General features: G+C 74.3%; 20 protein-coding genes. 12 read left to right on the forward strand and 8 right to left on the reverse strand.

Features of this window, described 5'->3' with window-relative positions; translation table 11 throughout:
- Positions 1-5: 5 nt before the first annotated feature.
- Positions 6-524, forward strand: a complete 519-nt coding sequence (locus ACFVDM_RS10825) for a DUF664 domain-containing protein (protein ID WP_383636055.1) — start codon at positions 6-8, stop codon at positions 522-524.
- 25 nt (positions 525-549) lie between these two features.
- Here the strand turns inward: ACFVDM_RS10825 and ACFVDM_RS10830 are convergent, their stop codons facing one another.
- The 4 genes from ACFVDM_RS10830 to ACFVDM_RS10845 all read right to left on the reverse strand — a co-directional run bounded on the left by ACFVDM_RS10830 (position 550) and on the right by ACFVDM_RS10845 (position 4,778).
- Positions 550-1,584, reverse strand: coding sequence for a polyprenyl synthetase family protein (locus ACFVDM_RS10830; protein WP_383636058.1), 1,035 nt, complete (start codon positions 1,582-1,584; stop codon positions 550-552).
- On the reverse strand, positions 1,581-2,645 hold the full coding sequence (locus ACFVDM_RS10835) for a tetratricopeptide repeat protein (protein WP_383636062.1): 1,065 nt from the start codon (positions 2,643-2,645) through the stop codon (positions 1,581-1,583). Before ACFVDM_RS10835 ends, ACFVDM_RS10830 begins: the two co-directional genes overlap by 4 nt.
- A 302-nt stretch (positions 2,646-2,947) precedes the next feature.
- The gene (locus ACFVDM_RS10840) at positions 2,948-4,234 is read right to left on the reverse strand and encodes a phosphoribosyltransferase family protein (protein ID WP_383636065.1); all 1,287 of its coding nucleotides are present in this window, start codon (positions 4,232-4,234) and stop codon (positions 2,948-2,950) included.
- Positions 4,235-4,385: 151 nt separating this feature from the next.
- Complete coding sequence (locus tag ACFVDM_RS10845; protein ID WP_383636068.1) at positions 4,386-4,778, reverse strand: nuclear transport factor 2 family protein; 393 nt, start codon at positions 4,776-4,778, stop codon at positions 4,386-4,388.
- 70 nt (positions 4,779-4,848) lie between these two features.
- On the opposite strand from ACFVDM_RS10845, the gene ACFVDM_RS10850 reads away from it, so the two are divergent.
- Complete coding sequence (locus ACFVDM_RS10850; protein WP_383636071.1) at positions 4,849-5,427, forward strand: PadR family transcriptional regulator; 579 nt, start codon at positions 4,849-4,851, stop codon at positions 5,425-5,427.
- A 17-nt stretch (positions 5,428-5,444) separates the two neighbouring features.
- On the opposite strand, the gene ACFVDM_RS10855 is transcribed toward ACFVDM_RS10850, so the two are convergent.
- Together ACFVDM_RS10855 and ACFVDM_RS10860 are read right to left on the reverse strand one after the other, a co-directional pair.
- Entirely contained in the window at positions 5,445-6,371 is a 927-nt protein-coding gene (locus ACFVDM_RS10855) for a PmoA family protein (RefSeq protein ID WP_383636074.1), read from the reverse strand.
- Complete coding sequence (locus tag ACFVDM_RS10860; RefSeq protein ID WP_383636769.1) at positions 6,368-7,519, reverse strand: Gfo/Idh/MocA family protein; 1,152 nt, start codon at positions 7,517-7,519, stop codon at positions 6,368-6,370. The genes ACFVDM_RS10855 and ACFVDM_RS10860 overlap by 4 nt, the downstream gene beginning before the upstream one ends.
- 245 nt (positions 7,520-7,764) lie before the next feature.
- Here ACFVDM_RS10860 and ACFVDM_RS10865 point away from each other — a divergent pair, with 245 nt between their 5' ends.
- A complete protein-coding gene (locus ACFVDM_RS10865; protein WP_383636077.1) occupies positions 7,765-9,060 on the forward strand; it encodes an alpha/beta fold hydrolase in 1,296 nt (431 codons plus the stop codon).
- Positions 9,061-9,106: 46 nt separating this feature from the next.
- Here ACFVDM_RS10865 and ACFVDM_RS10870 read toward each other — a convergent pair whose 3' ends face one another.
- Positions 9,107-9,679 carry a rhodanese-like domain-containing protein gene (locus ACFVDM_RS10870; protein ID WP_383636080.1) on the reverse strand — a complete coding sequence of 191 codons (573 nt, stop codon included), beginning with the start codon at positions 9,677-9,679 and terminating at the stop codon, positions 9,107-9,109.
- A gap of 167 nt (positions 9,680-9,846) precedes the next feature.
- Between ACFVDM_RS10870 and ACFVDM_RS10875 the strand changes: the two genes are divergently transcribed.
- The 3 genes from ACFVDM_RS10875 to ACFVDM_RS10885 all read left to right on the forward strand — a co-directional run bounded on the left by ACFVDM_RS10875 (position 9,847) and on the right by ACFVDM_RS10885 (position 11,891).
- On the forward strand, positions 9,847-10,122 hold the full coding sequence (locus ACFVDM_RS10875) for a metal-sensitive transcriptional regulator (RefSeq protein WP_383636083.1): 276 nt from the start codon (positions 9,847-9,849) through the stop codon (positions 10,120-10,122).
- Between the two features lie 93 nt (positions 10,123-10,215).
- Positions 10,216-10,947 carry a PIG-L deacetylase family protein gene (locus ACFVDM_RS10880; protein ID WP_383636086.1) on the forward strand — a complete coding sequence of 244 codons (732 nt, stop codon included), beginning with the start codon at positions 10,216-10,218 and terminating at the stop codon, positions 10,945-10,947.
- 110 nt (positions 10,948-11,057) lie between these two features.
- Positions 11,058-11,891, forward strand: a complete 834-nt coding sequence (locus ACFVDM_RS10885) for an enoyl-CoA hydratase/isomerase family protein (RefSeq protein WP_383636089.1) — start codon at positions 11,058-11,060, stop codon at positions 11,889-11,891.
- Positions 11,892-11,911: 20 nt separating this feature from the next.
- On the opposite strand, the gene ACFVDM_RS10890 is transcribed toward ACFVDM_RS10885, so the two are convergent.
- The gene (locus tag ACFVDM_RS10890) at positions 11,912-12,829 is read right to left on the reverse strand and encodes an SDR family oxidoreductase (protein ID WP_383636092.1); all 918 of its coding nucleotides are present in this window, start codon (positions 12,827-12,829) and stop codon (positions 11,912-11,914) included.
- Positions 12,830-12,996: 167 nt separating this feature from the next.
- Between ACFVDM_RS10890 and ACFVDM_RS10895 the strand changes: the two genes are divergently transcribed.
- From ACFVDM_RS10895 to ACFVDM_RS10920, 6 genes are all read left to right on the forward strand, one after another.
- Positions 12,997-15,669 carry a beta-N-acetylglucosaminidase domain-containing protein gene (locus ACFVDM_RS10895; RefSeq protein ID WP_383636095.1) on the forward strand — a complete coding sequence of 891 codons (2,673 nt, stop codon included), beginning with the start codon at positions 12,997-12,999 and terminating at the stop codon, positions 15,667-15,669.
- Positions 15,670-15,842: 173 nt separating this feature from the next.
- On the forward strand, positions 15,843-16,811 hold the full coding sequence (locus ACFVDM_RS10900) for an NADPH:quinone oxidoreductase family protein (RefSeq protein WP_383636098.1): 969 nt from the start codon (positions 15,843-15,845) through the stop codon (positions 16,809-16,811).
- Positions 16,808-17,995 carry an acyl-CoA dehydrogenase family protein gene (locus ACFVDM_RS10905; protein ID WP_383636101.1) on the forward strand — a complete coding sequence of 396 codons (1,188 nt, stop codon included), beginning with the start codon at positions 16,808-16,810 and terminating at the stop codon, positions 17,993-17,995. Before ACFVDM_RS10900 ends, ACFVDM_RS10905 begins: the two co-directional genes overlap by 4 nt.
- Positions 17,992-19,116 carry an acyl-CoA dehydrogenase family protein gene (locus ACFVDM_RS10910; protein WP_383636103.1) on the forward strand — a complete coding sequence of 375 codons (1,125 nt, stop codon included), beginning with the start codon at positions 17,992-17,994 and terminating at the stop codon, positions 19,114-19,116. Before ACFVDM_RS10905 ends, ACFVDM_RS10910 begins: the two co-directional genes overlap by 4 nt.
- Positions 19,117-19,271: 155 nt before the next feature.
- Positions 19,272-20,156 (forward strand): phosphatidylinositol-specific phospholipase C/glycerophosphodiester phosphodiesterase family protein, encoded by an 885-nt coding sequence (locus ACFVDM_RS10915; RefSeq protein WP_383636106.1) that lies wholly within the window; start codon positions 19,272-19,274, stop codon positions 20,154-20,156.
- A 189-nt stretch (positions 20,157-20,345) separates the two neighbouring features.
- Entirely contained in the window at positions 20,346-20,540 is a 195-nt protein-coding gene (locus tag ACFVDM_RS10920; protein WP_383636109.1) for a hypothetical protein, read from the forward strand.
- The last annotated feature ends 132 nt before the right edge of the window (positions 20,541-20,672 follow it).

Here is a 20,672-nt window from a genome sequence, read left to right on the forward strand (position 1 = left end):
AGGGAATGAATGTCGCAGACCTCCTCGCCGAGGGATACAGCCGCATCCGGGAGACCGTCCACGCGGCCGTCGAGGGCCTCGGCCCCGACGACCTCCACACCCGCCTCGACGACGGGGCCAATTCGATCGCCTGGCTCGTCTGGCATCTGAGCCGGGTCCAGGACGACCACATCGCCGACGCCGCCGGCACCGAACAGGTCTGGTTCACCGGCGACTGGGTCTCCCGCTTCCGCCTCCCCTTCGCCGCCGAGGCCACCGGCTACGGCCAGAACAGCCACGAGGTCGACGCCCTCGGCTCGGCTTCGGAGGACCTGCTCCTCGGCTACTACGACGCCGTGCACGAACGGACCTCGGAGTTCCTGCGGGGGCTGGACGGCCGGGCACTGGACCGGATCGTCGACGAGTCCTGGACCCCGGCCGTCACCCTCGGCGTCCGGCTGGTCAGCGTGCTGTCGGACGACCTCCAGCACGCCGGCCAGGCGGCCTTCGTCCGCGGCTGTCTGGAGCGCCGCACGTCCCGCTGATCAGGTCCGGGCCGCACGGACCGGGTCAGCCGGTCCGGGAGGCGGTGTACGCCAGCAGCGCCAGCAGCTCCGCGAGGGGTTCCGGGGCGAGCGCGGCACTCTCCAGACAGGCGCGGGCGCTCTCCAGTTGCCGGGCGGCCTCCGCGCCCGCGGCCTCGCGTCCCCCGGCCTCCTCGATCAGCCCGGCCGCCCGCCGGGCCGCCCCGTCGTCCGGCACGGTCCCGGAGCGCAGCAGCGCGCCGAGCCGCCCGGCGGCGGGGCCGCCGTCCGCGAGGGCGACGAGCACCGGGTACGTCTTCTTGCCCCGGCGCAGATCGCTGTGGACCGGCTTGCCCGTGACCGTGGGATCGCCCCAGATCCCGAGCATGTCGTCCACGACCTGGAACGCCACCCCGAGATGGCGCCCCGCCGCCGTGAGCGCGTCGGTCCGCGACCGCCCCGCGCCCCCGAGCACCGCGCCGAGACCGGCGGCGCAGCCCAGCAGCGCGCCCGTCTTCCGCTCGGCCATCAGCCGGTACTCGTGCGGCCGCACCGCATCGGGCCCGGTCCAGGGCCGCCCCTCGAAGAGCAGGTCGTCGGCCTGGCCGCGCACCAGGTCGTCCAGGGCCGCCGCCAGCAGCCGGACGGCCGCCGGGCCCGCGCTGCCCGGTGCCTGGGCCAGGACGCGCACGGCCAGCGCGAACAGGGCGTCCCCCGCGAGGACGGCGGGTCCCGTCCCGTACGCCTTCCACGCCGTCGCACGCTGCCGGCGGGTCTCGTCGCCGTCCATGATGTCGTCGTGGAGCAGGGAGAAGGTGTGGATCAGCTCCACGGCGACCGCTCCGGCCACCGCCTCCCGGGCGGGCGCGCCGACGGCCTCGGCCCCGAGCACGGCGAGCGCCTGCCGGACGCCCTTGCCCTGCCCGCCGCCGTTCCCGTCCCAGCCGAAGGAGTACGCGGTGATCTCCGCGTGCCACGGATGCATTTCCCGCACCGCCCGGCCGAGGGCGGGCCGGACCAGCTCGCGGCAGCGGGCGAGGATCCGGGGCGCGTCGCTGTGGCGGACCGGGGAGGGCGTCATCGGCGGTCCTCCGCCGGGACCGCGGTGTCCCCGGCCGGCCGGACATCCAGTTCGGCGTAGGCCCGGTCGACCATCTCCCGGGCGTTGAGGAGCCCGATCCGGTCCAGGGTGCCGCGCAGCCCGTCCAGATCGGCGGCGGTCGCGGCCCGGTCCCGGCCCAGCCGGGCGAGGGTCTTGACCAGCCCGAGCCGGGCGAGCGCCGTCCCGCGCGGCTCCCGCATCTCCCGGAACTCCTCCAGCGCCCGCGCGTACACCTCCCGCGCCTCCTCGTACCGCCCGGCGCGGTAGAGGACATTGCCCCGCATCTTGTGGTTGTAGGCCAGGGCGCTCGACAGGTTCATCGCGCGGCAGGCGGTCTCGGCCTCGGACAGCAGGGCGAGCGCCCGCCCGGTGTCGCCGTCCCGCACGGAGACGATGTCGGCCATGCCCCGCAGCGCCCAGGCGCGGCCGCGCCGGTCGTCGGCCTCGCCGGCCAGCAGGGCCGCCTCCTCGAACATCTCCAGTGCGGTGTCGAAGGAGCCGGTGTTGCGGTGGATCTGGGCGATGCCCTCCAGGGCCCACACGGTGTGCCGGGCCTCGCCCCGGGCCCGCGCCTCGGCGAGGAGCTGCTCGTGCAGGGCGGCGACCGTCGCGTAGTCGCCCTGGATGCGTCCGGTCTCCGCGAGCCCGGCGAGCGAGTAGCCGCGCGCGACGACGTCCCCGCCCTCCTTGCCGAGCCGGGCGGCCAGTTCCAGCAGCCGGAAGGCGAGGCGCAGCCGTCCGCACTGCCGGGCGAGGGTTCCGCCGCTCCACAGCGCCCAGGCACGGGCGCCCGTGTCGCCCGCCGTGCGCGCGGCCCGGTAACTGGCCTTCCAGGCCCGGTCGGCCTCGTCCACCTGACCGAGCCTGCGGTGCGCCTCGGCGACGGCGAGCCCGGCGCGGGCGACCTCCCGGGCGGATCCGGCGCGTTCGGCCTCCGCCAGATGGCGTCGCCCCTCGGCCAGCACATCGGTGAGCGAGGCGTTCACGGACATCCTGGTCAGGGCGCCCTGGTACTCGGGTGCCCTTGCTCTGCTCTGCATGGAGGCCTTTCGTGCGAGACGGGGCGATGCGGGCTATGCACTCCACGTATACATGCTGTGTATACGTGGAGTGCATAGTGTGATGCGGTGCTGCCCCGTGCGCTGAGGTGTGGGTGGACGAAGGTGTTCGGGCGGGGTGCCGCCCTGATGTGGATCAAGACGCGGGACGCGCGCGAGGGGTTGCCTCGCACCGGAACGAAGTCCTGGGCGCCGGCCGCCGCGGTGGCTGCCGGCCCCGGGACGTTGTCCGGTGCGAACGCGCCTGCCGCGCGGGGGAGTCGGTGCGGGTGGGTGAGCGGGCGTCAGCCGCCGGGCGTGGTCAGGTGCGTGGTGAACCAGTCGCGGGCCAGTGCGGCGACCCGGTCCAGGGTGCCCGGCTCCTCGAAGAGATGGGTGGCCCCGGGGACGACCTCCAGCCGGTTCTCGCAGCGGAGTTCCGCCTGGGCGCGCCGGTTCAGGTCCAGCACCTGGCCGTCCGCGCCGCCCACCACGAGCAGGGTCGGGGCCCGTACGTCCGCGAGAACCGGCCCGGCGAGGTCGGGACGGCCGCCCCGCGAGACGACGGCGCCGATCCCCGCACCGGGCTCGGCGGCGGCCCGCAGTGCGGCGGCCGCCCCGGTGCTCGCCCCGAAGAGGCCGACGGAGGCCGGGGAGCGCTGCCGTACCCAGGCGACGGTGTCCACCAGCCGCCCGGCCAGGGTCCCGATGTCGAAGACACGGGCCCGGTCCCCGTCCTCGGCGCCGGTCAGCAGGTCGAGAAGCAGCGTGCCGAGCCCCGCCCGGTTCAGCGCCGCGGCCACGGCCCGGTTGCGGGGGCTGTGCCGGCTGCTGCCCGAGCCGTGGGCGAACACGACGAGCGCATGGCCGTCCCCGGCCCGCGTCAGCTCACCGGGGAGCACGACGCCGCCGGCCTCCACCTCGACCTCGGTGCCGGCTCCGGTGCCCCGCGACTCCGGGACCGCGGCCCGTGCCAGGAGCGCCACGACCTCCTCGTCCGGGGTCTGCCCGAAGTCGCGGTACCACTCGCCGACCGCCGCGAACCCCGCCGGTTCGTCCAGGCAGACCAGTTCGTCGACCGCCTCGCGCAGCCGCCGCGCCGCGTCCGGGGCGGCCACCGGCACGGCCAGCACCACGCGCCGGGCGCCCGCGCCGCGCACCACGTCGCACGCGGCGAGCGCCGTCGCGCCGGTCGCCACGCCGTCGTCGACCACGACGGCCGTACGTCCGGCCAGCGGGACGCGGGGCCGGTCGCCGCGGAACGCCCGTGCGCGGCGCAGCAGTTCGTCCTCCTCGGCGCTTTCGACCTCGGCCATCCGGGCGGGCGTCACTCCGGCCCGGCGCACGATGTTCTCGCTGATCACCCGCACCCCGCCCTCCCCGAGGGCCCCGAAGGCCACTTCGGGACGGGAGGGGACGCCGAGCTTGCGCACCACGATCACATCGAGGGGGGCGCCCAGCACCCGGGCGACCTCGAAGGCCACGGGAACGCCGCCGCGCGGCAGCCCCAGGACGACGGGGTTCTCGGCGGCCAGCGGGCGGAGGGCTTCGGCGAGGCGGCGGCCCGCGTCGGCGCGGTCGGTGAAGAGCACGGGGTGTCACCCCCACGGTCGGGGAGGCGGTCGCGGCCCGGACGTCCGCCCTTCGAATCAACCGCACGGTCCGCGGCCCCGCAACCGCCGGTACGGCCCGGCCCGCCCGGAACCGCACCCGCGAAGCCGCGGGCCGGATCCGGCCGGTGGCTCAGCCCGCCGCGGCCTCCCGGCCGATCTGCTCGAACCGCTCGCCCATGGCCGCCGCGAGCGCCTGCGCGGCCGACAGCGGGCGCACCATCACCTTCAGCGCGTCGATCTCGCCCGCCTCGTTCATGTGGAGGAAGTCGCAGCCGTTGATCTCGCGGTCGCCCACCCTGGCCACGAACTCCAGTGCGTGGTCGCGGCCGTCGGCGCTCGCCATCTCGCGCACATAGCGCAGATCCGTGAAGACCTGGGAGACCGCGCGCAGGACGGCCGCCGTGAGCGGACGGCCCGCGTAGGGCTTGAACGCCACCGGGCTCGTGAAGACCACGTCCTCGGCCAGCATCGCCTCGATCGCCCCGAGATCGTCCGCCTCGGCGGCCCTGCGGAAGGGGTGCATCTGCGCTCCATTGGTCAACTAATTGAATAGGTGCGTATGAGATTAATCGTGCCGCTGATAGCCTGTCCAGATGTCTCTGAAGTACGCGGTCCTGGCGGCGCTGCTGGAGGGCGAGGCCTCGGGCTACGACCTGGCGAAGGTCTTCGACGTCTCCGTGGCGAACTTCTGGTCGGCGACCCCGCAGCAGCTCTACCGCGAACTGGACCGGCTCGCCGAGGGCGGTCTCATCAGCGCCCGCGTCGTCGAGCAGGAACGCAGGCCCAACAAGCGGGTCTTCACCCTCACCGGGGCCGGACGCGGCGATCTGGCCGCCTTCACCTCCCGTGCGCCCCGCCCGACGGCCATCCGCGACGAACTCATGGTCATGACCCAGGCCCTGGACGGCGGGGACCCCGAGGCGGTCCGCGCCTCGATCGGGGAGCGCATGGAGTGGTCGCGCGCCAAGCTCGCCCGCTACGACCGGCTGCGGGAGCGGCTGCTCGACGGCCGCGACGAGGAGACGTATCTCGCGGGGGCGGACCGTGTCGGCCCCTATCTGACGCTGATGCGCGGACGCGCGTTCGAGCAGGAGAACCTGCGCTGGGGCGAACGCGCCCTGGCGGTCCTGGAGCGCCGCGCGGCCGCGGACGCCGGAGCGCCCCGGGGGTGATCCCCGGGGCCCGCCGTTCACCAGGCGATCGCGGCCAGTCCGCTCGCGATCCGCTCCCGGTCCCAGGCCGAGTCCGCGACCACCACCCGGTAGCGCCGGGTCAGCGTGGCGCCCGGCGCCAGCACGAGCGTGTCGTGGAACGCGAAGGACGGGGCCACCGCGGCGAACGGGTCGTTGCGGACGAACCAGTGCGCGGGATGCTGCCCGCCCGCCCCCGTGTGGTCGTTCTCCGGGGCGTGCGCGAACACCAGCGTCGCGTGCCCGTCCGCCCCGTCGAGCTCACCCCGGAACGCCAGCCACGGCGCCTGCGCGCCCATCACCCCCGGCCCCTCGCCGTCCGGAGTCAGGATTACTCCGTCCCGGAAGGAGCGCGGACCGCGCCAGAACAGCCCGGTGTACCCCGCCGCACTCCGCCCCTCCGTGGTCGGACTGCCGAACCGCAGCGGCTCGTCCCGGCGGTTGGTGACCGAGAACGACCAGGTCAGGGCCCAGCTCCCGGATTCCGGACGCACCTCGTGCACCTCGATCCGCCGGGTCTCATCCGCCCACGGCGCGCCGTCGTGCGGATGCCAGGTCAGCCGCTCCGCGACCGTGACCCGGTCGGCCGCCACCGTCACCTCGTCGAAACCGCGGTGCGCCATGGAACCCACCCGCTCGGGCAGCGGCAGATACCCCTCGCCCCGCACATAGGTGTTCCCGCCCCACAGGTTCTGCCCCGACAGCTGCGAGGCGGTCATCTGGAGCCCCTTGTGCCAGCGGTGGTCGTGGGGGCGGTAGCCGGTCACCGTATGGCCGGCGAGGGTGCGCAGCGGATGGATGTACGGTTTCGGCGCCTCCCAGGCCGCCTCGGGCCGGTACACGTACCGCAGGAGTTCCACCCCGGTGTCCGCGCACGCCACCGCGAGATGGTCGCCGTGCCGGTGCGTGAGCTCCAGTGACGTCACGCCTCCGCCCCCGCCGTGCCGGGCGCCCAGCCGGGAGCGTTGCCGTGCAGGGCGCTGTAGTACGGGTCGCCGGGGCCGATCTCGCCCGCCCGTACGGTCGCTCCGGTGAACGCGGCCTTGTACAGCGCCGCCACCAGCTCCAGGCTGGTCCGGCCGTCGGCGCCGCTGCTGCGGGGGCGGCGTCCGGCCCGGAAATCGGCCAGCAGGCCGCGCAGTTGCGCCTCGTGCGAGCTGGGCACATCGGCCCCGAAGTCCTGCCAGCGGGCCGTTTCCTCGGGAGCGACCCCGGGGGCCGGGGTGATCCGCCAGTCCGCGTTGCGATGGCCGTACAGATGCGTCAGCTCGACCGTGGCCCGCTCGCAGTCGATCCGGATCCGGCTGACCTCGTCCGGGCTGAGGACGCTGTTGACGACGGTGGCGAGCGCGCCGTTCTCGAACCGGACCAGCGCCGTGGAGACGTCCTCCGTCTCGATGGCGTGGACCAGCCGCCCGGCCATCGCCCGGATCTCCGTCCACGGGCCGAGCAGGTCCAGCAGCAGATCCGTCTGGTGGATGCCGTGGCCCATCGCCGGACCGCCGCCCTCGGTCTCCCAGCGCCCGCGCCACGGCACCGCGTAGTACGCCGCGTCGCGGTACCAGGTGGTCTGGCAGTGCACGACCAGCGGCCGGCCGAGCGCCCCCTGCGCGAGCAGCGCCCGCACATGGTCGGAACCCGATCCGAACCGGTGCTGGAACACGATCGCGGCGAATGGGCCGCCGGTGTCCGCGCCCTCCGCCGCCTCGATGGCGTCGAAGTCCTCCAGCGAGGGGCACGGCGGCTTCTCGCACCACACCCAGGCCCCGGCCCGCAGCGCGGCGATGGTCTGGTCCCGGTGGAAACGCGGCGGGGTGCCGAGCGTGACCAGATCGGGGCGCTCCCGCGTCAGCATCGTCTCCATATCCGTGTACGGGCGGCCGGAGGCCGCCTCCGCGCAGAACGACTCCGCGGAGGCGGCGTCGACGTCGACCCCCGCGACGATCTCGAGCGGGTATTCGGCCGACAGCGCGCGGAGCGCCGGCAGATGGCTGACGCGCGCGATGGCCCCGGTGCCGACGACCGCGACCCGGATCGGCCCGCTGGGGGAAGCCTGGCTGGGCGTGGCAAACACCTCCACGGTGAAGGGGGCACTCACTCGATAGCAAGCGCTTTCTCCCCGGGGGAAACCTAGGCTCTGGCCATCGGTCCGGTCAAGGTTCGCCCTGGCCGGCGGCTGCGCCGCACCGTTGGAGGGCCCGTCCGGCGGGCGCTCCGGTGCGCCGGGGAGGGGGCCGGACGCGGGGTGACCGGCCCGGGGCCGCCCCGCCCGGGGGCATGTGCTGAACTGTCGGGGAACCATCGATCCAGGAGCACCCCGTGAACAGCTACCGCCAGCCCGGCCTCGTCCTCACCGACCGGCACTTCACCGTGCCGCTCGACCACGCCGACCCCGGCGGTGAGCAGATCGAGCTGTACGGCCGCCAGGTGGTGTCCTCCTCCCGGGTTTCCGAGGACCTTCCGTGGCTGCTGTACCTGGAGGGCGGGCCGGGCTTCGGCGCCCGCCGGTTCAGTGGCGCGGAGGCATGGCTGGGGCGCGCGGTGCGGGAGTTCCGCGTCCTGCTCCTGGACCAGCGCGGCACCGGCCGGTCCACACCGGCCAGCCGCCAGACGCTCCCGCTGCGCGGCGGCCCGCGCGAGCAGGCCGACTACCTCGCGCACTTCCGGGCCGACAGCATCGTCCGCGACTGCGAGCTGATCCGGCCGCAGCTGACCGGCGGTGCCCCGTGGACGGTCCTCGGCCAGTCCTTCGGCGGGTTCTGCGCGGCCCGCTACCTCTCGGCCGCGCCCGAGGGCCTCAGCACCGTCCTGATCACCGGCGGTCTGCCCTCGCTCGACGCCCACGCCGACGACGTCTACCGGGCCGCGTACCCGAGGATCGAGCGCAAGGTCGCCGCCCACTACGCCCGCTACCCCCAGGACGTCGAGCGCGCCCGCGCCATCACCGCGTACCTCGCCGAGCACCGCCCCGAGAGCGCCGGACACCGGCTGACGCCCGAGGCCTTCCAGTCCCTCGGCATCCTGCTCGGCGGCGGCAGCGGAAGCTATCAGCTGCACTACCTGATGGAGAACGCCTTCGTCACCACCCCGCACGGCACCGAACTGTCCGACGCCTTCCAGGAGGCCGTGCGCACCGCCACCTCCTTCGCCGGCCACCCGCTCTACGCGCTGCTGCACGAGGCCATCTACGGACAGGACGAGCGGCCCACCGGATGGGCGGCGGAGCGGGTGCGCGCGGAGTTCCCGCAGTTCGACGCGGAGGCCGCGCTCCGGGGCGACGGGCCGGTGCTGTTCACCGGCGAGAGCATCCACCCCTGGCACTTCGACGTCGACCCGGCTCTGCGTCCGCTGCGCGAGACCGCCGGACTGCTTGCCGCCCGCACCGGCTGGGAGCCGCTGTACGACGCCGGACGCCTCGCGGCCAACGAGGTGCCGGTGGCCGCAGCCGTCTACCACGACGACATGTACGTGGACACCGCCCACGCCCTGCGCACCGCTTCCGCGATCCGGGGGCTCCGCACCTGGGTCACCGACGAGTTCGAGCACGACGGACTGCGGGCCGGCGGTCCGAGGGTGCTGGACCGGCTGCTCGCCCTGGTCCGCGACGAGCTCTGAGCCGGACGCCCCCGGGACGCCGTCCCGGGGGCGTCCGCCGGAATGCTCAGCCCTGGAGGGCGAGCAGCGTCGCGTCCAGGTCGCCCGCCGCACGCGGGGCCCGGTTGTGCGGCAGCTTCGACAGGGCCGCGGCCATCCCGCAGGTGTTGGTCACGGCGGAGAAGACGAGACCGGAGCCGATCCCGGCCGCCAGCCAGCGGGCGGCCGGGTAGCGCACGCCCGCCAGCAGTCCGGCCACCACGAGGGAGCCTGCCGCGAGCCGTACCTGGCGCTCCATCGGCCAGGTGGCCCGTGCCCCGGCCGGGCGGTGCAGGTCGTGGCCGTCGCCCTCCCACGCCGAGGTGCCCCCGTTCAGCGTCACCGCGTCGATGTCGGCGGCCGAGAGGATGTCGCAGGCGCGCGTGGAGCGCACACCCGAGGCGCACACCACGAGCAGCGAGCCGCGGGCCGAGGCCGACTTGAGCGCCGGCACCGCCTCGTGCAGCCGGTCGAGCGGGATGTTCAGGGCGCCGGGGACATGCCCCGAGGCGTACTCACCGGGGGCGCGCACGTCGATCACGGTGAACTCCGCGAGACGGGCGGCGGCCTGGGCGGGGGAGAGGGACACGGGGCTGGGCACGTGCGGTGATTCCTTTCTGCTCCGGTGGGGGACGGAGTCGCGGCCCGCGGCGCGGATCACGCCCCGCGAGCGGGCCCGGGGGTCCGGCCCGATCGGGACGAAAGGCCCTGGGCCGGTTCTGTCCCGCACGGGCTAGAATACCCCTTGGGGTATGAAATGGAGGATGTGTGGAACTCGACATGGCGGCGGCCGAACTCAAATCGGTGCTCAACCGTCTGCGCCGCGCACAGGGCCAGCTCACCGGCATCATCAGGATGATCGAGGAGGGCCGGGACTGCGAGGACGTCATCACGCAGATGGCGGCCGTCTCGCGGGCGCTCGACCGGGCCGGCTTCGCGATCATCGCGACGGGGCTCCAGCAGTGCATGGCCGACGGCGCGGAGCCGGCGGACCAGGACCAGATGCGGACGAGGCTGGAGAAGCTCTTCCTCTCGCTCGCCTGAGGCGGCGGGCGGGTGGCCGCCCTGTCGTACGGCACCGCGCCGGGCGTACGCGGCACCCTGCGCCGCGCGGGTCCCGGAGCTAGCCTGCCGAGCATGACCGAGCAGCTGAAGCCCATGCCCGAGGACTGGCAGCGCGCCCTTGCGGTCGTCGCCCATCCCGACGATCTGGAGTACGGCTGCGCCGCGGCCGTCGCGCACTGGACGGACGGCGGGCGCGAGATCACGTACCTCCTGGCCACCCGGGGCGAGGCCGGCATCGACACCCTCGATCCGGAGCGCTGCGGGCCGCTGCGCGAACGGGAGCAGCGCGCGAGCGCGGCGGTCGTCGGCGTCTCCCGGGTGGAGTTCCTGGACCACCGCGACGGGGTGATCGAGTACGGCGTGGCGCTGCGCCGCGACATCGCGGCGGCCGTGCGCCGTCACCGTCCGGAGCTGGTGATCACGCTCAACCACCGCGACACCTGGGGCGGTGTCGCCTGGAACACTCCCGACCACCGCGCGGTCGGCCGCGCCACCCTGGACGCGGCGGGCGACGCGGGGAACCGCTGGATCTTCCCGGAGCTGGCCGAGCAGGGACTCGAACCCTGGGACGGGGTGCGCTGGGTGGCGGTCGCCGGATCCTCGACGCCCACCCACGCCGTCGACGCCACCGACGGCCTGGAACGGTCCGTGCGCTCGCTCCTCGCCCACCGCACGTATATCGAGGTGCTCACCGACGAGGAGCCCGAGACGTACTGCCGGACGTTCCTCACCGGCGCCGCGCGGGCGGCCTCCGAACGCTTCGGGGGTCGTCCTGCCGTCACCTTCGAACTCTTCGCCCGCTGACCCCGCCGGCCCGCTGGACTGACCGCACCTCTGGTCCCCGTCGCACCCCGGTCGTACGCTGAGCGGCACACCAGGACCTGACGGAACGTCAGAAGGGCGGGAGTGGCGGCGTGCTGGACATCCTCGACCACGAGATCCCGGAGGGAGAGCAGCGTCTCACCCTGCGGGTGGAGAACGGGATCGGACTGCTGACGCTCTGCCGGCCCGACCGGCTCAACGGCTGGAGCTGGGAGTCCAGCCGGCAGCTCGGCATCATGGCCGACCGCATCCGCTTCGACGACGCGATCCGGGTCGTCCTGCTGCGGGGCGAGGGCCGGGCGTTCTGTGCCGGGATCGACGTCACCGCGCCCGGCGGCGGCATCACCGGCCGTTCCCCGGCCGAACGCACCCAGCGCTACTACGAGGGCATCCGCTGGGTGCACGAGCGGTTCGCCGCCTTCGCCGGGCTTCCGCAGCCGGTGATCGCCGCCGTACAGGGCTACTGCCTCGGATTCGGCTTCGAACTCGCCCTCATGGCGGATGTGCGCATCGCGGCCGACGACGCGGTGTTCGCCCTGCCCGAGGCCGGGATCGGGGTCGCCGTGGACGCGGGCGGTGATCTGCGGATCGCCCGCGACGCGGGGGCCGGCTGGGCGAAGTACCTCGCGCTCACCGGCCGACGGATCGACGCGTCGACCGCCGAACGGATCGGCCTGCTGCAAGGGGTCACCCCGCCCGGGGAGCTGGAGTCCACCGCCCGCGCCCTCGCCGAGGAGGTGGCGGCCAACGCGCCGCTCGCCGTGCGCCAGATCAAGCGCTCCGTCGACGCGTACGCGGACGACGGCATCGCCCGGACCCTGGACCGTACGGCCCTGGCCGCCGCCCTCACCCTCACCTCGCGCGACGCGGCCGAGGGCTACACCGCGAAGGCGTCCCGCCGGCCCCCGCGCTTCGAGGGCGCCTGACGCCGCAGGTTCGCGCACCCCTACGCGTCACCGGGCGGTGCGAACGGGCCCCGCCCCAGCTGTTCGCGCACCGGCACCACGGGCGGGGCGACCAGGGAGCGGCGTTGCCAGTTCGCGCCGTCGACCACCAGTGAGTGACCGGAGACGAATCCGGCGTACCGCGAGGCCAGGAAGGTCGCCGCCCAGCCGAGTTCCCTCGGCAGCCCCACGCGCAGGGCGGGCTGCCGGGCGCCGAGGGCGTCCTCGTCGCCGCCGTCGCGGTCGAGGTGGGAGCGGATCGCGCTCGGCATGTCCGCGTGCGGCATCAGACCCGGCACCAGGCCGTTGACCCGGATGCCGTACGGTCCCCACTCCACGGCCAGGGTCTCCACCAGGTTCTTCACCCCGGCCTTGGCCGCCGCCGAGTGCGCGTACCCGGGGCCGCCCGTCCAGGCGTACGAGGCGCCGACGCAGACGACGGAGCCCGGGGTCCCCGCCGCCAGATGGCGCCGGCCGAACTCCCGGCTCATGAACCAGGTGCCGGTCAGCGTGATGTCGAGCACCGCCCGCCAGGCGTTCGGGGACAGGTCCTCGGCGGGGGAGGGGAAGTTGGCCGCCGCGTTGTTCACCAGCACATCGGGCGGGCCGAGGGCCGCGGCGGCCTCGTCGAACACCTCCGTGATGCGGTCCGGGTCGCGGACGTCGGCGCGCGCGGTGAGGACCCGGCCGGAGGTGAGCGGTTCCAGCTCCCTCCGCGCGGCGGCCAGCCGGCCGGTGTCGCGGCCCATGAGGACCAGATCCGCGCCGAGCCGGGCGAACTCGGCCGCGACGGCCTTGCCGAGGCCCGATCCGCCGCCGGTCACCAGGACGACGCTGCCTTCGTACGTCCCCGCCGGCAGGGCACTCGCGCCGAGCGGGGGAGGGGCGGGGAGTCCGGGCGTGCGCATGCGCTTCGTCATGGCCGTATCCCTACTCCATCCTCCGACAGAACACCAGGACTTCGCGGCAAAAGACCAGGTCGGCGCGCTGATGTTGTCCAGACCATTGACATGCAAGCGCCAGGATGTTGAATTCGGTGTCGTTGTGTTGCGCGTCTCTGGTGACTTCAGTGCCCATGGAGGATTCTGTGACACCTCGCCCACCCCGACTCGCCGCCACCGCCCTGGCGGCGGCCCTTCTCGCCGGGGGCCTCCTGGCCGCCGGACCCCCTGCGGGGGCGGCCGGCCCCGCGGCCCCCGCGACGGCGGCCGCCCCCGCCCGTGACACCCCGGACATCACACCCACCCCGCGGTCCGTCACGAACAGATCCGACACGGTCACCCTCACCCCCACCGTCACCCTGGTGACGGGGGCCTCGCCCGACGGCCGGACGCTCGACGTGGTGACCGCGGCCCTCCGCGCGGCCGGTGCCCAGCGGGTCGTCCGCGCGACCACGCCGGCCCCGGGCGGGCTCAACGTGTACATCGGCGACCCCGCCGCTCTCGGCGCCCTGGACCTCGAAGGCCCCGGATCCCTGCCCGCCGAGGGGTACGTCCTCGGCATCGGCGCCGGGCGCGTCGTCCTCGCGGGCAAGGACACCACCGGTACGTACTACGCCGCCCAGACGCTCCGCCAGGTGCTGCCGCACCGCCGGACGCCCGGCGCGCGGATCGCCGGACTTGCCGTGCGCGACTGGCCGGGCACCGCGCTGCGCGGCGTCATCGAGGGCTTCTACGGCACACCCTGGTCCCACGAGGCGCGCCTGGACCAGCTCGACTACTACGCCGAGCACAAGATGAACATCTACGTCTACTCCCCGAAGGACGACGCGTACCTCCGCGAGAAGTGGCGCGACGCCTACCCCGCCGACGCCCTGGCGCGGATCGAGGACCTCGCCGACCGGGCCACCCGCCGCCATGTGGAGTTCACCTACGCGCTCTCGCCCGGACTCTCGGTCTGCTACAGCTCCGACGCCGATGCCCGGGCGCTGGTCGACAAGTTCCAGTCGATGTGGGACATCGGCGTACGCACTTTCGCGGTGCCGCTCGACGACATCAGCTACACCGACTGGAACTGCGAGGCCGACCGGGCGAAGTGGGGGACCGGCGGCGGTGCGGCCGGAGCCGCCCAGGCCCATCTGCTCAACCGCGTCAACCAGGAGTTCATCGCCACCCACCCCGGTGCCGAGCCGCTCCAGATGGTCCCCACCGAGTACTACAACGTCTCCCCGTCCCCGTACAAGGCGGCCCTGTCCGAGCAGCTCGACCCCGATGTGCTCGTGGAGTGGACCGGGGTCGGAGTGGTCGCCCCGACCATGACGGTCGCTCAGGCCGACGCCGCCCGCTCGGTGTTCGGGCACCCCATCCTCACCTGGGACAACTACCCGGTGAACGACTACGCGACCAACAGGCTGCTGCTCGGCCCGTTCAACGGCCGTGAGAAGGGGCTGCCGGGCCGGCTGGCCGGGATCACGGCCAATCCGATGATCCAGCCCTACGCCTCCAAGCTCTCGCTGTACACCGTCGCGGACTACTCCTGGAACGACGCCGCGTACGATCCGCGCACCTCCTGGGGCAAGGGGCTCAAGGAGTACGCCGGCGGCGACGCCCGCACCGAGGAGGCCCTGCGCGCCTTCGCCGACGCCAACTACAGCTCGGCGCTGAACACGCGGAAGGCGCCGGAACTCTCCGCCGAGATCGCCGCCTACTGGACGTCCGGCGACGCGGGCCGGCTCTCCTCCGTCCTGAACACGCTCGGCTCCGCGCCCGCCGTGCTCCGCGCCGGGCTCGCCGACCGCGGCTTCCTGACCGACTCCGGGCCGTGGCTGGACGCGACCCGGGCCTGGGCGACGGCCTCGGACACCGCCCTGCGCATGGTCGAGGCGGCCCGCGCGGGACAGGGCTCCCGTGCCTGGCAGCTCCGCCAGGAGCTGCCCGCACAGGTCGAGCGCGCCGAGTCCTTCACGTACACCGGACTCGACGGGCGCGCGGTGCCCGTCCTCGTCGGGGACGGGCAGCTCGACGGCTTCGTCACGGCGGCCCTCGCCGAGCACGACCGGATCCTCGGGGTGAGCGGGCGGCCCACCGCGTCGACGAACCTCGGCACGTACCAGACCAACACCGTCGGCCGGATGCTCGACGGCGACGACTCCACGTACTTCTGGAGCGACGGCGCGCCCGGCGTGGGCTCGCAGATCACCGTCGACCTCGGGCGCGTCCGGGAGTTCGGCGGCGTCACCCTGGCCATGGGCAAGCCCGGCAGCGCCGAGGACTATCTGCACGCCGGAGTGCTGGAGTACTCGGCCGACGGACGGGAGTGGACGGCCCTCACCGACTTCTCCGGCCGCCCCGAGGTCACCGCGACCGTGCCCGGGGGCACCGAGGCCCGCTATGTGCGGGCCCGGTCCACCGCCGCGCAGGACAACTGGCTCGTCGTCCGCGAGTTCCGCGTGGCCACCGCCGACGGCGCCGTCACCGGCAATCCGCCGGCCACCGCCGGATCCGCGCTGAAGGCGGCGGCCGACGGTGATCCCGCCACCGTCTACACGGCGGCCCGACCGCCCGAGGAGGGCGAGTTCCTGGACGTCGGTCTCACCGGGGCCCGGCCGGTCGGCTCCGTCACCGTGCTGCGGCCCGCCGGGAGCGGGGCCGCCGCCGACATCCAGCTGCGCGGCGCCGACGGCGGCTGGACGACCGTCGGCTCGCTCGGCGGGGCGTACACGAAGGTCGCCACGCCGGGCCGGAGCGCGGACGCGGTCCGGCTGCTCTGGCACGGCGGATCCGCGGCACCCCGGATCTCGGAGATCGTGGTCGCCGCATAGCGCACACGCAGCCGCCCCCCGCCCGGTCCCGCCCCGCCTCCACGGGGCGGGGCCGGGCGCACCCCTGTGCGGGCCGGCCGAATCCATTGCCGCGGGTTGTTCCCACAGAGGCAAGCGACCGCTTAGTATGCGCCGGAGCAGTGGTAATGCCGACAGTGTTGTGGAGGCCCCTCATGCAGGCATGGCGAGTGCACCGGAACGGTGAGCCGAGCGAGGTGATGACCCTGGAGGAGACGGAACGCCCGGTGCCCGGCGACGGCCAGGTGCGCGTCGACGTGCTCGCGGCGAACATCAACTTCCCCGACGCGCTGCTCTGCCGCGGCCAGTACCAGGTGCGCCCGCCCCTGCCCTTCACCCCCGGTGTGGAGATCTGCGGACGCACGGAGGACGGGCGCCGGGTGCTCGCCACACCCGCCCTGCCGCACGGCGGCTTCGCCGAGGTCGTCGTCGTGGACGAGGCGGCCCTGCTGCCCGCCCCCGAGGCCCTCGACGACGCCCAGGCGGCGGCGATGCACATCGGCTACCAGACCGCCTGGTTCGGCCTGCACCGCAGGGCCCGGATCCAGCCCGGCGAGACCCTGCTCGTCCACGCGGCGGCGGGCGGCACCGGAAGCGCCGCCGTCCAGCTCGGCAAGGCCGCCGGCGCCACCGTCATCGGCGTCGTCGGCGGCCCGGAGAAAGCGAAGGCCGCCGCCGCGCTCGGCTGCGACCTCGTCATCGACCGGCGCACCGAGGACATCGTCGCCGTCGTCAAGGAGTTCACCGGCGGACGCGGCGCCGACGTCGTCTACGACCCCGTCGGCGGCGACGCCTACGCGAAGTCCGTGAAGTGCATCGCCTTCGAGGGCCGCGTCGTCGTGGTCGGTTTCGCCAGTGGCCACATCCCTGCCCCGGCCCTCAACCACGCCCTCGTGAAGAACTACTCCGTCCTCGGACTCCACTGGGGCCTCTACAACACCAAGGACCCGCAGGCGGTCCGCGACTGCCACAGCGAACTGACCCGGCTCGCCGACGAGGGCGTCGTCACCCCCCTCGTCAGCGATCGGGTCCCCATGGCCGGAGCGGCGGCCGCCGTCCAGCGCGTCGCCGACGGCACCAGCACCGGCCGCGTCGTCGTCCTCCCGTCGGGAGCCGCCCGATGACCGCACCCGACGCCGCCGAACTGCGCCGCCGCACCCGCGAACTGTTGGCCGCCCACCCCCCGGCCACCACCGAACGCACCGACTTCCTCAAGGCGCGCTTCGACGCCGGACTCGCCTGGGTCCACTACCCCGCCGGACTCGGCGGACTCGACGCGCCGCGCTCCCTCCAGCCCGTCGTCGACGCCGAACTCGCCGCGGCCGGAGCCCCGGACAACGACCCGCGCCGCATCGGCATCGGCCTCGGCATGGCCGCGCCCACCATCCTCGGCTTCGGCACCGACGAACAGAAGCGGCGCTTCCTGCGCCCCCTCTGGGTCGGCGAGGAGGTCTGGTGCCAGCTCTTCAGCGAACCGGGAGCCGGCTCCGACCTCGCCGCCCTCGGCACGCGCGCGGTGCGCGACGGCGAGGACTGGGTGGTCGACGGACAGAAGGTCTGGACGTCCAGCGCCCATCTGGCCCGCTGGGCGATCCTGATCGCCCGCACCGACCCGGACGTGCCCAAGCACCGCGGCATCAGCTACTTCGTCTGCGACATGACCGACCCCGGCGTCGAGGTCCGCCCGCTCCGCCAGATCACCGGCGAGGCCGAGTTCAACGAGGTGTTCCTGACCGGGGTCCGCATCCCCGACAGCCACCGGCTCGGCCCGGTCGGCGAGGGCTGGAAGGTCGCGCAGACCACCCTCATGAACGAACGCGTCTCCATCGGCGGAGCCCGCATCCCGCGCGAGGGCGGCATGATCGGCCCCGTCGCCCGCACCTGGCGCGAACGCCCCGAACTGCGCACCCACGACCTGCACCAGCGGCTGCTGACCCTCTGGGTCGACGCCGAGGTCGCCCGCCTCACCGGGGAACGGCTGCGCCAGCAGCTCGTCGCCGGACAGCCCGGCCCCGAGGGCTCCGGCATGAAGCTCGCCTTCGCCCGGCTCAACCAGGAGATCAGCGGACTGGAGGTCGAACTCCTCGGCGAAGAAGGGCTGCTGTACGGCGACTGGACGATGCGCCGGCCCGAACTCGTCGACTTCACCGGCCGCGACGCCGGCTACCGCTACCTCCGCTCCAAGGGCAACTCCATCGAGGGCGGCACCAGCGAGGTACTGCTGAACATCGTCGCCGAACGCGTGCTCGGCCTCCCCGCCGAACCGCGCAACGACAAGGACGTCGCCTGGAAGGACCTCTCCCGATGACCGCACCGACCGCACCCCAGGCGGCGCCCGACCTCCTCTACTCCGAGACGGAGGAGGACCTGCGGGCCGCCGTCCGGGCGCTGCTCGCCGACCGGTGCGACGCACCCGGGATCATCGCCCGCACCGAGACCGACACGCCGTACGACCCCGCGCTGTGGAAGGCCCTCGCCTCCGACATCGGCGTCGCGGGGCTGCTGGTCCCCGAGGAACGGGGCGGCCAGGGCGCCGGCCCCCGCGAGGCCGCCGTGGTCCTGGAGGAACTGGGGCGCGCCGTCGCCCCCGTCCCGTACCTGACCAGCTCCGTCGTCGCCACCGGGATCCTGCTGGCGCTCGACACCGCGGACGGCCCTGCGGCGGCGCTCCTCGCCGACCTCGCCGAGGGCCGGCGCACCGCCGTGCTCGCCGTCCCGTTCTCCACCGCACCGGCCGACACGCCGATGTGGGACGCGCCCCTCGACGGAACACGCGGACCGGTCGCCGACGCGGCCACCGCCGACGTCCTCCTGGTCCCCGCCGCCGACGGCCTCCACGCCGTGGCCGCCGACACGGCCGGCGTCACCGTCACCCCGCTCGTCCCGCTCGACCTGACCCGGCCGCTCGCCGAGGTCACCCTCGACGGGGCCGCCGGAACGCTGCTCGCGGACACCGCGACCGCACGCGCCGCGGTGGAACGCGGGCTCCTGGCCGGAGCCGGACTACTGGCGTCGGAACAGCTCGGACTCGCCGAGTGGTGCCTGACCGAGACGGTCCGCCACACCCGGGAACGCCACCAGTTCAACCGCCCCGTCGGCTCCTTCCAGGCGCTCAAGCACCGGATGGCGCAACTCTGGCTGGAGGTCGTCTCGGCCCGTGCCGCGGCGCGCAACGCCGCCGACGCCCTGGCCACGAACAGCCCCGACACACCGCTCGCGGTGGCCGTGGCCCAGGCGTACTGCTCCCGCGTCGCCGTCCACGCGGCCGAGGAGTGCGTGCAGTTGCACGGCGGCATCGGCATGACCTGGGAGCACCCCGCCCACCTCTACCTGAAGCGGGCCAAGGCCGACGCCACCGCCTTCGGCACGGCCGGCCGCCACCGCGCCGCGGTCGCCGCGCTGACGGACCTCCCGGCCCCCACCGCGTAGCCGGACCGGGGAACCGGCCACGGCGGACGGAACGCGAAGGGAAGCACGGGCGGCGAACCGGACAACTCTCCCCGGTTCGCCGCCCGACGGCGTGACGGCGCTCCCATACTCGGTCGCGTCCGCCCGTCCGGCACGCCTCGCAACCGGGAGAGTCCATGGCGTTCCCCACCCGTCGTCACCTCGTCACCACCGCACTGGCCACCGCCGCCGCGGGCGCCGCCGTACCGCTGTCGGCGGCCCCCGCCGGCGCGGCGCCCGCGCTCCCGCACACCCCCCGGCCGCGCCCGCTCCGGCGCGCGCACGCACACAACGACTATCTGCACCCCCGCCCCCTCCACGACGCCCTGGACCAGGGGTTCACCAGTGTGGAGGCCGATATCTTCCTCGTGGACGGGGAGCTGCTCGTCGCCCACGAGGCCACCGGGCTCGACCCGGCCCGCACCCTGCGCGCGCTCTACCTCGACCCGCTCCTCGCCCGTGTCGCGGCCGCTCACGGAAGCGTTTTCCCCGGCGCCCGCATCCCGCTCCAGCTGCTCATCGACATCAAGACGGACGGTGCCGCCGCCTACCGTGAACTCGACCGCCAACTGCGTCCCTACCAAAGGATCCTGACGAGCTGCCGGAACGGCCGGGTGCGCCCCGGCGCCGTCACCGCCGTCATCTCGGGGGACCGGACCGCCCGCGTGCCGATGGAGGCCCAGCGGGTCCGCCACGCCTTCTACGACGGCCGGCCCGAGGACCTCGGCACCGCCGCCCCGGCCTCGTTCGTCCCGCTGATCAGCACCAGTTGGACCGGAGCGTTCGGCTGGCAGGGCGACGGCCCGATCCCGCCCGCCGAACGGGCCGCGCTGCGGGACTTCACCGACCGTGCGCACCGCGCCGGACAGCGCGTGCGCTTCTGGGCCACGCCCGACGCGCCCGGGCCCCGGCGGGAGGCCGTCTGGAGCGAACTGCTGGCGGCCGGGGTCGACCACCTCAACTCCGACGACCTCGCCGGGCTGGCCCGCTTCCTGCGCACCCACGAGGGCCCCGCGCGGTAGAACACCCGAGCGCCGGGCGATCCCGCTTCCGGACCGCCCGGCGCACGCGGCCGAACCCCTACCCGGCCGGGTCCCACCTCCCTCGCAGCCTTACCCGTTTGGCGTACACGCCAGTGCGCCGGATGGCCCCTCCGCTCCGCCACACTGGCGCCGAATGCCGCAATTCCGGCGCGGCGAAGGAGGTTGGCCATGGCCATTTCGATCTCAGTGGTGCTGCTTCTGCTGATCCTCGCGGTGATCTTCCTGCGCAACGGCGGGCTGAAGTTCTCCCATGCCCTGGTCTGCGCCCTCCTCGGGTTCTTCCTCGCGGGCACGAGCATGGCGCCCACCATCCACGAGGGGATCACGGCCACCGCGGACCTGGTCAGCGGCATCCGGCCCTGACTCCACGGCCGGTCGGTTCCCGTTACGGGAACGGGCGGAACCGGCCAATCCCGCTCGGCCGGTGGATCATTACCGCCGGGAGTGAGGCTCATCCGGTCGCACCGGGACGCGGGGCGGAGCGGTGTGCCACGG

Source organism: Streptomyces sp. NPDC057682 (genome assembly GCF_042799575.1).
Taxonomy (GTDB): Bacteria; Actinomycetota; Actinomycetes; order Streptomycetales; family Streptomycetaceae; genus Streptomyces.

Bases quoted from the DNA above. Each gene is read 5' to 3' on its own strand.
- ACFVDM_RS10880 (WP_383636086.1), top strand. From the start codon at position 10,216: ATGACCGAGCAGCTGAAGCCCATGCCCGAGGACTGGCAGCGCGCCCTT.
- ACFVDM_RS10850 (WP_383636071.1), top strand. From the start codon at position 4,849: ATGTCTCTGAAGTACGCGGTCCTGGCGGCGCTGCTGGAGGGCGAGGCC.
- ACFVDM_RS10845 (WP_383636068.1), bottom strand. From the start codon at position 4,778: ATGCACCCCTTCCGCAGGGCCGCCGAGGCGGACGATCTCGGGGCGATC.
- ACFVDM_RS10905 (WP_383636101.1), top strand. From the start codon at position 16,808: ATGACCGCACCCGACGCCGCCGAACTGCGCCGCCGCACCCGCGAACTG.
- ACFVDM_RS10825 (WP_383636055.1), top strand. From the start codon at position 6: ATGAATGTCGCAGACCTCCTCGCCGAGGGATACAGCCGCATCCGGGAG.
- ACFVDM_RS10910 (WP_383636103.1), top strand. From the start codon at position 17,992: ATGACCGCACCGACCGCACCCCAGGCGGCGCCCGACCTCCTCTACTCC.
- ACFVDM_RS10830 (WP_383636058.1), bottom strand. From the start codon at position 1,584: ATGACGCCCTCCCCGGTCCGCCACAGCGACGCGCCCCGGATCCTCGCC.
- ACFVDM_RS10920 (WP_383636109.1), top strand. From the start codon at position 20,346: ATGGCCATTTCGATCTCAGTGGTGCTGCTTCTGCTGATCCTCGCGGTG.
- ACFVDM_RS10890 (WP_383636092.1), bottom strand. From the start codon at position 12,829: ATGACGAAGCGCATGCGCACGCCCGGACTCCCCGCCCCTCCCCCGCTC.
- ACFVDM_RS10915 (WP_383636106.1), top strand. From the start codon at position 19,272: ATGGCGTTCCCCACCCGTCGTCACCTCGTCACCACCGCACTGGCCACC.
- ACFVDM_RS10835 (WP_383636062.1), bottom strand. From the start codon at position 2,645: ATGCAGAGCAGAGCAAGGGCACCCGAGTACCAGGGCGCCCTGACCAGG.
- ACFVDM_RS10900 (WP_383636098.1), top strand. From the start codon at position 15,843: ATGCAGGCATGGCGAGTGCACCGGAACGGTGAGCCGAGCGAGGTGATG.